General features: G+C 60.9%; 3 protein-coding genes. All 3 read right to left on the bottom strand.

The genetic code is table 11. The features are described from left to right. Positions 1-243 precede the first annotated feature (243 nt). On the bottom strand, positions 244-11520 hold the full coding sequence (locus LQR33_RS24180) for a putative Ig domain-containing protein (RefSeq protein WP_269326187.1): 11277 nt from the start codon (positions 11518-11520) through the stop codon (positions 244-246). Further along, positions 11517-12713, bottom strand: coding sequence for a hypothetical protein (locus tag LQR33_RS02505; RefSeq protein ID WP_166438109.1), 1197 nt, complete (start codon positions 12711-12713; stop codon positions 11517-11519). The genes LQR33_RS24180 and LQR33_RS02505 overlap by 4 nt, the downstream gene beginning before the upstream one ends. A gap of 96 nt (positions 12714-12809) precedes the next feature. Further along, entirely contained in the window at positions 12810-13970 is a 1161-nt protein-coding gene (locus LQR33_RS02500; protein WP_231467339.1) for a hypothetical protein, read from the bottom strand. Positions 13971-13978: the final 8 nt, after the last annotated feature.

Raw genomic sequence — 13978 nt, 5'->3', positions numbered from 1 at the left:
TGCAAATGCACTACTGGTACAAGTGCTCCCAATAGCAACCCTTAAAAGGTCTCCGCAGTCCAATCATAAGACAGGAATGCCTACAGGAGCCGGGACAGTCCATAGTGCTTAACCCGCTGTCCACGGGGGCCGAGACAGACCAAACACCCGGCTCAATAAAATTGGCTATCGGCCGGACGCCATTGAGGCAAAATTAAAACGCCCATGCGCAGCATGGGCGTTCACCTTACTCAAACAACAGCATTACCCCCAACTAGATGCAAGAGTCGGAGCCGACGCCTTTTGGTAACTCGACGCCAAAATACTCGTCGTAGCTGGTGGAGGCACAAATGCCGCCATGGCCTGAACCAGCTTATCGGCACCATTAACACCCAGGGACTCGTGACCACCCGGTGGGGTCAATGACTTGCCAGTAACGGTCAGATCAACACCTCCCGGCGGCGTCAGCGGCTTGCCGGTAACCGTCAGATCAACACCTCCCGGCGGCGTCAGCGGCTTGTTCGTGCTCGTTCCAGCGCTCCCCGGAACCACCTCGAATCCCCAGCTGGACGAAAGTGCCGGCGCTAGTGTCTTCAGGTAATCCGCTGGCAGACTGGTCACCGTAGCCGGCGGAGGCGCAAGTGCCGCCATCGCCTGAACCAGCTTGTCGACACTATTAAAGCCCAGAGACCTGTTATCGCCGGATCGTATCGAGACGCCGGAGCGGCCCGAATCGAACCAATGCAACAAGGTCACTTGCTCGGCGGAGCCGACAACGTCGATTTCGAGATTTTGCCCCATGCGCTTGAACCACAGATGGTCGGCGGTCGCCGAGGCATTGAAATTCAGCGTGCCGCCTCCTGTAATGTAATCCAGCGTGTTATTGCCTTTCCCGAGATTGACCGTATTGTAGAACCCGGCCATCGAAACGGCATTGTTGCCATCCCCCAACTGCAGCGTCACGCTGGAAGCGGTGCTTTCCGTCGTAATTGTATTGCGGCCGTTGCCAAGCGTGATGGTATTGCTGCCTTGCTGAGCGACCACAGTGTTGTTGCCGTTCCCCAATGTCAACTTGCCCATCGCTCCGCCGATGAACACGGTGTTGTTGCCGTTGCCCAAGACAAGATTGCCGAATGTTCCGTTCACCACGGCAGTTCTGTCCTCATCGCCGCCGGTGGCCGACTGGAACGAATCGACCAGAAACACGCCGTCATTCCCCTTGGGCAGATTGCCGCTCGCATCCGGCGTCGCGATATGCGGCTGGAACACCAGATCCAGCGAAGAACTCGCCGCCAATCCTCCCATATCGGTTGCCGTCACCTTCAGGCCGAGAACGCCGCTGCTGCCCGCGACCGGTGTGCCACTCAGCGCCAAGTGGCCCGGATCGAAATGCAACCATGCTGGTATCGGATCGCCATTGCTCAAGGTCACGCCATAACTCAGGGTATCCCCGTCCACGCCCGAGCTGAACATGCCAGACGGCAATGTATACGACCAGGCGGCCCCCGGTGTCAGCATGACATGCGTCCCATAATTGACTCTGGGTACCGCGTAGGCGGACACCACGGCCACAGGAAGCGCCGTGCTGGTCGACAACCCAGCAAGATCGGTGGCAGTCACTTTGAGATTGAACGTACCGGCGTTGGCATTGCCCGGACTCGCGCGCAGCGAACCGGTTTCTGGCGCGAAGCTCAGCCAGTCCGGCAGGGGGTTGCCATTTTCCAGCGTCACCGTGTAGCGCAAGGTATCTCCGACAACCGGCTCGCTGAACAGATCGGCCGGCAGTACATAGCTGCCAATGGTTCCTGCCTTGAAGGTTTGCGGACCAAGCGGCTTGCCCAGCACCGGTGCCTGTCCGTGCGGGCATACATGCAAGTTCAAGGTCGTCGCGGCGGCCAGCCCCCCCAGATCGGTTGCAGTCAATTGGATGGACAAGTCGCCGACAGCCTGGACATCGGGTGTGCCCGATAGCTTGCCGGACACCGGGTCCAACGCCAGCCAGGCCGGCAGCGCTTGACCATTGGCCAAGCTTGCCTTGTAAGTCAGGCTATCCCCGGGGATATCCTCTGCAAACAGGCCTGCGGCATTAAACTGCCACGGCTGATTGGCAATCATGCCTTGCACACCGGCCGGTGTTGATGCAGTCGGCGCATGGTATACTGGACGGATTTGCAGATCCAACTCAGTGCTCTTCAGCGGCTCTCCCCACATACCTCCGGTACTGATCTTGATCGCAACATTTCCAGTCATTTGATCCGTCGGCATCCCGCTGACAATCCCGCTCCAAGAAGAAAACTGCAACCAAGCCGGCAGCGGCGAGCCATCCAGCAAGGTGGCGGAATAACTGGCAGAACGGTTCTGCGACAACAGGCCTGGAGGCAACATATACGACCAGCGAGTGCCCGCACGCAGATGCTGCAACGGCAACGCGATGCCGCCAGCCGGCTGCTGCTGAGCAGCCCCCACTTGCAAATGCAAAACCTTTCCGTCACTACCACCACCAAACGCTGCAGTAATCTTCAGCGTTATCGGCGCGGAGGTCTGCGCAGGCGGCGTGCCATACAATGCGCCATTGAAAGAGTCATACGTCAGCCAGGACGGTAGTGGACTACCATCCGCCATCGCCACATTATATCTGTCCGACCAACTGCCCTTGATCATCCCAGCGGGAAGCGTATAGGACCATGGTGTTCCAACCTGCAAATTCTGATCCTGTGGCTGACTATCCGCATCCTGCAGAGAACTATCGCCACGCAAGGTCAAGCTAAGCGGCATATTGCTCTTCAATCCCGCCATATCGCTCGCGGTGACGACCATATCCAGCGAAGCATTGCTATTGCCAGCCGGCAAACCGCTCAACACGCCAGTTGCCGGATCAAGCTTCAGCCAGCCAGGCAAGGCGCTTCCATCACGCATCGCCACGCTGTAGCTCAACGTATCGCCGGCCACTGCCGAAGTGAACACCTGGTTTGCCAAGGCATACGACCATTGCTTGCCGACAACGACATCCTGAGCATCGAATACCTTGCTGGCCTTCGGCGCCTGATACACCGGATTCACCGTTACGCTGATGGCCGCGCTATTGCTCAAGCCGCCCTGATCGGAAGCTGTGACTTTCAGCTTCAGCGAGCCCGTCGTTTGATCGGTCGGCAGTCCGCTCAGCGTCTTGCTGATTGGATCAAACTGCACCCAAGCGGGCAACGGGTCGCCATTGTCCAAGGTCACACGCAGCGACAGCGTGTCCCCAGGCACCGCCTCATGGAATAGGTCCGTCGGCAGCGCAAACTGCCAAGCCGTACCGGCAGACAAGGTCTGGTCCGGCAACGGATGCATCACGTCCGGCGCCTGATAGCGCGGCGAGACATTGAGACTCAACGGAGTACCCGCCGACAAGCCGCCCATATCGGTTGCGACCAGCTGCAAAGCCATAGTCCCGGTCGTCTGATTGGTCGGCATGCCGGCCAGCACGCCGCTCGCCGGATCGAAGCTGAGCCAGGCGGGTAGCGGGTCGCCGTTCGCCATGGTGACGCTATAACGCAGAGAGTCTCCCGAGACCGACTCTTGGAAGAGCCCAGCCGGCATCGTCCATGACCATGCGCTTCCGGATGTCAGCGCCTGGGCCGGCAAAGTCTGAGACACGGTCGGAGCCTGGTAGGTCGGCGTCACCTGCAGATTGACGGTAGTCTGGCTGCTCAGCCCCGCCTGATCTGTCGCGGTCACCGACAAGGCCAGCGTTCCCGCCTGCGCATTGCGAGGCGTACCACTCAATTGACCGGACTGGGCGTCCACATGCAACCAGTCAGGCAATGCTCCTCCGTTTGCCATGCCTATGCTGTAGCGCAATGCATCGCCGGCGATGCTCTCCTTGAAGACATCCGCCGGCAAAGTGTATTGCCACGGTTGTCCGGCCTTGATCGTTTGATCCGGCACACCGTGCGCCACCTGCGGCGCCCCGCCTGCCGGTTGGACATGCAACGGCAGCACGGTGCTGGCGGACAAGCCGCCCATATCGGTTGCCGTCAACTTGATGACCAGATCGCCAGCTACCTGATTAACAGGCTGTCCGGACAGGACACCCCGCTTCTCATCGAAGGAAAGCCAGGATGGCAGAGGATCGCCATTGGCCAGCGTCGCTTTGATTGCCAGCGTATCGCCCGGCACGTTTTCGCGGAACAGCCCGTCCGGCAGCGCGAATTGCCAGGTCTTTTCCGGCGCGGCGAACTGGGCCGGCAGGGACAAGCCAACCGTAGGAGCCTGGTAATCCGGCTGCACCTGCACGGTCAGCGTCGAAACAGCAGATTTGCCGGCCATATCAATGGCCGTCAGCTGCAAGGCTACCGCTCCCGCCATCTGATTGGTCGGCGTGCCGGTCAACTGCCGTGTCCGCGGATCAAACTTCAGCCAGTCCGGCAGCGAGGCACCATTGGCCAGAGTAGCCTGGTAATGGAGAGCATCGCCACTGGCGGTAGCGCTGAAAAGCCCGTCCGGCAAGGTGAACTTCCATGTCTCGCCAGCCTTGGCCGTGGAGGTCAGCGCAGGCTGGCTGGCCTGCACGTTGCCATTGGCCAGCAGATTGTCCAGCGCAGCGGCGGACAAGGTGCGGTCGGCCAAGACGACGCTGCCTACCCCTCGGCCATCTCCCTGACCTTGCAGCACGACTTCGGCAAACTGCCCTTGACCATCACGCACGGAAAGAAGCAGATCCTTGCCCTGCCGCGCCATCTGCACCATATCGGCCTGCACGCCTTGCATCGAAAGCGTGTCCAGCCGCCCCGCATTGGCCTCGACCTGGACACGGCCGCCATTGAGCGACACTACATAGGTATTGTGGCCGGCGCCGCCGATCAAGCGGTCGCGGCCCTTGCCGGCGACCAGCACGTCGTCGCCATCACCACCAATCAGCACATCGTTGCCGTCATTGGCCGTCAAGGTGTCACCATGATGGTTCGCCATGCCAATGATATTGGCCGAACCGGTCAAGCGCAGACTGTCCACGTCCTCTGGCAAGGCCATATCAATCGCGGACTGAATCTGCGGCCGCCCATGCTCATCGGTCGTCCTGACTATACCCTGAGAGGTACCCACGATAGTCGTCGCATCGACCCTGTTCGGCGTTACCGTCTGGACGCCATTGCCGGCAATCCCGTTCGCCGGCGCCACTGGCTGATCTACCGTGCCAGCCTGGCCGGGCTTGGGCGGGGAGAATATGAAATCGTCGGCACTCAGTTGGGCAGGATCGATCGTGTCCAGATACACCAGATTCAACGGCTTGCCATTGCTGCCCAAAGCCTTGCTGCCAACCATGGTGCCGTGAACTTGAGCCAGGCCGTTGATCACCATCCGCTGGCTGAGTGCGATATCGAGATCTGCAAAGTTGCTGATGCCGAGCGGTCGCAGATCTATCTTGTCTATGCCGTGCTTGAAGCCGCGCACCGCATTGGAGAGATCCTTGGCACCGTCCTGCTTTTGCACCTCGAACACATCGGACGTGGCCGCGTCGTGGCTATAGACTGTGCCCGCGAGCGAAGCCACCATCTGGCCAGTAGCCGAAGTGGACAAGGAAATGCCGGCTGCGCCGCCCTTCAATGCGATCGTGCCGCTTCCGGCAGGCAACGGCTGCGAAGGCGACGCCCCGCTTTGGATGTAGGAAGCCGGAACAGTTAGGCTGTCCTGGAAGACAAAATTCGCGGCATTCAGGCTACCGACCTGCACGTTTTGCACGAGGATGTGCTGCCCCGCGCCCAGGTCGATAGACACGTCATTGCCCTGCTGCGTCAGAACCAGATCTTGGAAACGTTTGCCAGCGAAACCCACCAGGTCGATCAACTCCCCGCTGCCGGGACGGAAGTTCGCGATGGTGTCCAAGCCCTGGTCGCGTCGATGAACAACGAACAAGTCCTTGCCCGCGCCGCCGACCAAGGTGTTCCGACCCCGTCCGCCATCCAGCAGCGCATCGGCGTCGCCGGCGACCAGGGTGTCATTGCCATCACCGGAAACCAGATTCTGGATCGCGCCCGGACTGCGCACAGCCAGCGCCGTGCCGGCCAGATTGGCCTCGCCGGTCCGCAAATTGATGCTCACGTCGCCGCTGATGGCCGCCGCGTCTATGGTGTTGCGGCCACCGCCCGCTGCCGCGACGGCGGCATCCAGCACAGCCCTTTGGCCATTGGCCTGCACCTGAGCCTTGTATTCATCGGTGTAATAGAAGGTATGGTCCGCCGTCGCCGCCTGACCATACAGGCGCAGCGCCCAGTGATTCAGCGTCACCGGCTGGCCGCCATTGGCATCGCTGACCTGCAGTGTCCAGTTGCCGGTAGACAGCTCCCCCCAGTCGTGGGTGGTCATGAAGGTGTAGCGGAAGGCACCGCTGCGCGTGCTACCGACATCGGCATCGCTCGCGCCCTTGAAGCCGGCGGGAACCTTGCCTTCGCGGTTCAGCAGAATGCTCCGGGTGCCGTTGGGCGCCACCAAACTCACCACGACATCGCCAAGCCGGCCGACCGCGGCGTCCAGATCCACCTCGACGTGCTCGATCTGCAAACCGCTCTGCATCGCCAGCGCGGACTGTATCACCGCGCCGCCGTTGGCGACGAGGTTGAGCTGGCCGCTGGCTGCGCTGTAGACCACCTCGTTGGCACCGGTTTGCTGCGTCATCCAGCTCTCGGCCAAGCGCACCGCCGCCCGAGCGTCCACCTCGCCGAAACCATAATCATGGCTGACGTGCATGCCGCCGCCATTCCAGTTGCTGGCGGCGTTCTGATCCCAGCTGGTGGCCGCATCGCTAATCTGGCGCGCCGTCAGCGCGAGGATTTCCTGCACATCGCGATAACCCAGATGCGGATTGGCCTGCAGCATCAGCGCCACCACCCCTGAGACAATCGGCGTAGCAAAGCTGGTGCCCTCCATCGTGCTGTAGGCATTGCCGAAGGTCGACCCCTGATCGGTCATCACCATCTGACTGGTGCTGGCCACATTGCTGCCTGGCGCCGATACCAGCAGGCTCGCGCCTGGGTTGGAGAACGGCGTCGATCCGATCTGCAGCGTGGACAGATCGCCCTTGGCATTGATGGCCCCCACTTCGATGCTGAAGCGGTTGTTATTAGTCAGAGATCCTTGGGCGCTGCCGCCAGTGGCGCGGGCATTGCCGCCAGCGGCGACAATGACGGTTCCCAAACCGCCCCGGCCATTGTCGGCGGCGTACTGGGCGTTGGATACCAGAGAGGCCGCGGTGTCTATGGTGCCATCCTGATAGTTGCTCAAGGCGAAATCATTCTTGAAGCCCCAGCTGTGGTTAGCGATGTCGTAGCTGACCATATGGCCCAGGCCGCTCAGATCGCTGCCGCTGTTCGCCAGATTGTAGCCGGACAGCGTGGCGTCGTACGCCACCCCAACGCCGCCTTGGCCATTCTTGGCGGCGACCATCACCCCGGCCACCATGGTGGCGTGGTTGGACGTCGCCTTAGGCATCGCGTCGGTGGACTGCATGGTCTGCAGCCAGGCGGGGTCGACATTCGGCGCCAGATCGGGGTGGCGATAATCGAATATTTCCGGCTCGACGGCAAACTCGCCGCCAGGCTCGAACTGGGCAATGCGCACGCCCTTGCCGGAATAATCCTTCCAAACCGGCAGAATGTCGGCATCGCTCAGATACCATTCCTTGCCCAGCAGCGGATCATCGGGCAGCTCGGGCGTCAGCATGGTGACGGAGGCCTGCATCGGCGCCGTCTGGCCGCTGGTCAGGTCCTGCACCACCGAGCTGCCATGGCCGGCGGCGTCGCCGACGCCGTACTTGAAGCCCATCACGCCGTTATAGCCCGGCGTCGGCGTGAACAGCACATCGCCGGAAGCCGTCAGACTGACCGTTCCGCCCTGGGCGCTGCCGACCGAAGCGATGCGTAAGGCCCCCTGCGAACGCAGGCGCTGGTCGTTGGCCAGCAGTTGGGCGGCGCTGATCAGATGCGGCTGCAGATGATCGAAAGCCTTGCCCGCCTGGTCCACCCTCAAGGTATCGGCCACCGGCATCGGGTTGGGCAGGGACAGGTCCACCGCCTGGATGTCGCTGAAATTCAGCTTCTGGATGTTTTTCAGATAGACCGTGCCGTCGCGGTGCGGAATCTTGTCGGCCACCCAGTAGCCACCGTCCTCTGTCGGCATGATGCGGTAATCGGCGTAACTGCCATGGAACTGCACGATATTGGTGCCGCCGCCGCCGTCTATGGTGGCGTTGCCCATGCCCACCTTGATCACATCGTTGCCGGCGCCGCCGTAAATCGTGTCCGCGCCGCCGCCGGCGTTGATCACCGAATCGCCCTGCGCGCCGTAAATGATGTCGCCGCTAGGACCTGCGGTGATGATGGCCTGGCCCGACCCGCCGATGATGGTGTTGTGGCCACTGCCGCCCATGATGACATCGGTGCCGGCGCCGCCGATCAACATATCGTTGCCGGTGCCGCCCTTGATGTAGACGCCATTGCGGCCGCCGCTCATGATCACGTCGTCGCCCTGGCCGCCTTCGGCTATGGTCACGCCAGCTTGGGCCATATTGATGGTCATGCCCTTGTCGCCGGTGATCACCAGCATGTCGGTGCCGCCGCCGCCGTGGATATTGGCCGGATCATCCTTGGCCGACACCACGAATACATCGTTGCCGGCCCCGCCCTGGTAGACGTTGCTGCCGCCGCCTCCCACCAGCCAGCTACCGCCCGCCGCGGCGATCAGCGTATCGTTGCCGCTGCCGGCATACAGGTTGTCCACCCCCAGCTTGGCCGCGTCCAGCGTCACATTGGCGCTGCCGGCATCCTGATAGGTCTTGACCTCGCGCTTGCCGTTCGGCCCTGTCGATGAGGAGTGGATGGTAGTGCCGCCTTGGCCGGATTCGAAGGTGTTGCCGGTCGGATCGGACACCAGATTCACATCGGCGGCCACATGCGTCTGTCCCTGCATCACGAACGTGGCCGTGCCGGTGACGATATTGCCGCCAATCACCTGATGAGTCTGTTGAGCATGCAGGTCGATGCGGGTGATGCCCAGGTCCGCCATCGACTTCATTTCGCCGCTGCCGACCTTGCCGTCATGATTGGCGTCCACCCAGACCCGCAGCGAATTCCAGATCGCGTCGTTGGCGTCGATCACACCGTCCTTGTTACTGTCCTGCGCGGCCAGCGCCGCGAAACCGTTGGCGTACGGCGCCGTGCCGACGCCGCCATTGCTCCCGGCCTGTCCACCGAAATACTGGCTGAACATCTGGCTGATATCGGTTACTTTGCCGTCGGCATTGGCCACTGCCAGGAAGCCGGTCTGCCCGTCGGTCCAGCCGGTGCGCTTCAGCGTGCCGGAATGGTCGATATCGAATAGCACCGGATTGCTCTGGAAAGACGTCAGGCCTATTCCCTTGCCGCTCAGATCCAGCACCAGCGGGTCGATGTAGACCTGATTCATGCAATTGGCCGACTGGCTGCCTATCGTCGCGGCATTCAGCGATGCCCAGGCGTCCATGCTGGCCGGCGCCAATATGGCCTTGGCTATCGCGTTATTGGTGAAGTCGTTGTTGTCGTTCTGCACTTCGCCGGGGCGAATGCAGGCCGATGCCATGCTGGCCGCCGTGGTAGAAACCAGATCGGTATGGTTGAGCATGCCATTGCCGAAGCCTATGGACAGTGTCGCCGAATGGTCGATGAAACCCTGGCGGGTCAGATCCATCGCCTCGCCCTCGCCCTGGGTGCGGCTTTGCGGTATCGGGTCGGGATGGATGGAGATGCTGGGCGCGAGATGGTTGTCGGCGGCCGGCAGATTGATGACCTGTCCGGCCGGAAATTGCGTCACGATGCTGCTGCCGGGGTTGGCGGTAATCAGATCATTGACGGACACTCCTGTTGCCGCCGAAATCGAAGCCCAATCGCGATGCGTGGCATCGACGGCGAACTGGTTGGCGTTCAGAGGCGCATGTCCTGCAGCATTGGCGGCATTGCCGTCCAGAATCTGTGTCTGTGCCCATGGCAGCGTCGTGGCATTCCAGCTCAGGACATCAACACTGGATAGTTTGACCGGCGCGTTCGGCCCTTGCGGGGAAAAATGGGTCATGGTGGCGCCGGACGGTGTGCACTGGAACACGCCATCGGACAAGGCTTCGCCGGTCTTCGCGTCAAAGCGTGAAATATCCACCCGGCCCGGCTGGATGGTGAGCTGCGAGCGTTCCTGGCTTTCCTCGCAGAACATCTGGCCGCTGCCATGGTCATCCAGGTCGACCACATAGCGTCCACCGGTGCTGGTCATGCCGAAATAGCGTTGGGAACCGGCAGGCGCATCCTTGGGCGCGCCGACCATGGTGATATAGGTGGGCAGATCGGTATTGGAGGTCACCAGCTTGGGATCGCCAAAAAACTTGGCGGCATTGCTGCCGGCGACGGGCACCGCGCAGGCGCCCATCAGCAGCGGGCCGAAGCCGGAAGCCCACAAACCCAGCGACCCGAGGCCGGCCACCGTTTCCCAGCCGAACCGGCCCTCAAGCGCGCCCTTGCCCGCGGACAGCGGGGCTGCGGCAAAACCGCATATGAAGGAGGCGCCTATCCGGGAGGCCGCCTCAGGCGTCGTCACGCTGTCGCCCTTGCCTATTGAGCTGAGCCAGCCGCCCAGCATCACCATATCGTCGAGGTTCCTATTATCGCGCGGGGCCGCGCTCAGCCTGCTGAAATCACCGCCGATCGCCTCCATGCCATCAACGCCGGAATAAGCCAGCCGGTGCAGATATACCCATTTATTGGCGTTATGGTCGATTCTATCGCTATCCAGTCCGACGCCCTGATCGAAGTAATGCAGCGTATTGCCGGTATTGGCCAGATACGCGCCGCCGGTCTGCGACACAATCTCCGTCGCCGAGTGATCCTCCATACGGGCCGCGGAGTAAAAGCTGCTGATGCCGGCAAACAGCTGCGGATCGAAATGACCGTAGGCGCTGCTCAGTTCCGCTTCCGAGCCGGGCGCCGAGTTGGCGATGACGGCCATGCTCTCATTGCTGACGGCGGCAAGGTTTTTCAACCTCGTCTTATAAGAATCACGTTCAAGCACAATATCGGCGCAGATGAACTGGGCGATCGCGCCGCCCTTGCTGTCACCGGCGCACACCAATTGCGCGCCGGGCGTCTCCAACGCTTTATTCAAGGCCTCATAGACATTGTCTTTCAGCGTCTTTCCATTGACATCCAGGTGCTGAGAATGCCACTGCGACATGCCGAAATCTTGGAAATTGCTGTTCCAGCCGGCCATGTCGCCATTGCCATTGGTGCCCATCGCCACCGCCATCACCTGGTTGCTGGCCTCATTGCGATAGATCACCACCTTGCCGCCCTGGCCCGGGTCCTCCACCGAGCGGGTAATCACCCAACCGGGTGGTACATCCCACGGCAGCTTCTTGCCATTGCCGGAATTGTCTATGCCCTGCAATTGGTAGCCTGCTGCGGTTTTGCCATAGGTCTGGTCCATCGCGGTATAGGCCGCGCGCAGCAGCACCTGTTTGTCAGCCGACAGATCGATACGCGTACTCATTTATTGTTTTCCTTGCACATATTCAAAATGCTGATTTCATTGCCGCTGTCCTGCGACCAGGTGCTGGCGTGGATGAAAGCCAACCGGCAACCGTCCGGCGACACCTTCAAGCCATAAGCCGATTGGCGCCATCCCGGTGCAAACCAGCGTTGACCGCCCCAGACGCGGTACAGCTGTTCACCCTGCAACAGCAGCAATCCCGGGCTGGAGCGGCCGCTGGAGTTCAACAACAGGCCATGCGGGGTCGGCAGCAGGTTGGCGAAGCCGTGCACGCCGTAGCTGAAGATGATTTTCGGATAGGGAATTTCCGTCACCTCGCCGTCCGGCGACATCAACCGGTAAGGCGTCAGGTCGTAGGGCCGGTCGCCCCAGGTGGCACCGGCCAGCCGGCGGTCGGTGGCCGAGTCGTGCTGGCTGTCGCCGCTATTCAATAGATAGCGCTTCAGGTAAGGCAGATAGATCGGGAAGAAAACTTCTTCGGCCCTCACTCCGATCTGCCGAGACGGTTGGCCGCGCCGAAACAATACCGTATTAAAGTCTGATTTAAATGATTGCTTCGGTACCCCTTGCCGCAGGAAGCCATTAATGTCCTGCAAGGGCCGGCCAAAGTCTTGCTGATATAGCGGAATACCGTTATCGGTAGCCTCACAGGTAAGCGTATCGAATGGCTGTGGCGTGCTTAAACGCGTCAGCTGCCTATCCGCTCCTCCCAAATGCATCACCCAGAAAGTAGGCAAGCTCCATACTGTCCTAATCCCTGGAGGCAACTCAGCTGGAATCGGCTTGACCGAAGCCAGCTGCCGAGAGGCGTTCCAGCACTGCATCATCGCGTGCGGCAGTAGCACGCTGGACTTGCCGGTGCGGGCGTCGACCAGCATGATCTGGAACTGCCCCTTCCGCTGCATATGCCAGCCCGGCTGGGCCGCGTTCACCACCAGATGGTCGCTATCGAGCCACTCGCCTGCATCGGGGAAAATATCGCTGTACATACCCTCCAAGCCGGTATCGATCAGCTCGAATGATTTGTCCTGCAACTCTCGCGTTGCCGGCGGCCAAGCGGCTCGCGCCTGGGCAAAATAAGGATCGCGGATCGGAATCGGTTCCGCCTGGCTGGCAAAGCAGGAAAGCAGCAAGCTCCCCCACAGTGTCAGCACCACCTTTTTCCTCGTCATTGTAAAACTCTCCATTTTCATCACGGGCTCAGGCTTACGCTTACCCACACTGACTCAACCTATCCTCATCAGGACTGGTATTAACGTCCCACTCTTTGGCGGGATCGGTGTTCAAGGCTAGGCCTTGCACATATTCAAAATGCTGATTTCATTGCCGCTGTCCTGCGACCAGGTGCTGGCGTGGATGAAAGCCAACCGGCAACCGTCCGGCGACACCTTCAAGCCATAAGCCGATTGGCGCCATCCCGGTGCAAACCAGCGTTGACCGCCCCAGACGCGGTACAGCTGTTCACCCTGCAACAGCAGCAATCCCGGGCTGGAGCGGCCGCTGGAGTTCAACAACAGGCCATGCGGGGTCGGCAGCAGGTTGGCGAAGCCGTGCACGCCGTAGCTGAAGATGATTTTCGGATAGGGAATTTCCGTCACCTCGCCGTCCGGCGACATCAACCGGTAAGGCGTCAGGTCGTAGGGCCGGTCGCCCCAGGTGGCGCCGGCCAGCCGGCGGTCGGTGGCCGAGTCGTGCTGGCTGTCGCCGCTATTCAATAGATAGCGCTTCAGGTAAGGCAGATAGATCGGGAAGAAAACTTCTTCGGCCCTCACCCCGATCTGCCGGGACGGTTGGCCGCGCCGAAACAATACCGTATTAAAGTCTGATTTAAATGATTGCTTCGGTACCCCTTGCCGCAGGAAGCCATTAATGTCCTGCAAGGGCCGGCCAAAGTCTTGCTGATATAGCGGAATACCGTTATCGGTAGCCTCACAGGTAAGCGTATCGAATGGCTGTGGCGTGCTTAAACGCGTCAGCTGACCATCTGGTCCCAGATGCATCAGCGAAAAATTTTCCAAATCCCAAACCCGCCGCCCCGGGGGTAACTCCTCCGGAATCGGCCTGATCGACGCCAATTGGCGTTTGGCGTTCCAGCATTGCAGCATCGCATGCGGCAGCAGCACGCTGGACTTGCCGGTGCGGGCGTCGACCAGCATGATCTGGAACTGCCCCTTCTGCTGCATATGCCAGCCTGGCTGGATGGCATTCACCACCAGATGGTCGTTGTCCAGCCACTCGCCCAATTTGGGCCGGATATCGTGGTACGTCCCCTCCAAGCCGGTATCGATCAGCTCGAATGATTTGTCCTGCAACTCTCGCGTTGCCGGCGGCCAAGCGACTCGCGCCTGGGCAAAATAAGGATCGCGGATCGGAATCGGTTCCGCCTGGCTGGCAAAGCAGGAAAGCAGCAAGCTCCCCCACAGTGCCAGCTCGGCCCTTTTTCTCATCATGGTGAAAC

This window comes from Chromobacterium piscinae, assembly GCF_021129175.1.
GTDB lineage: Bacteria > Pseudomonadota > Gammaproteobacteria > Burkholderiales > Chromobacteriaceae > Chromobacterium > Chromobacterium piscinae.
This window is presented reverse-complemented; position numbering and strand designations above follow the sequence as displayed.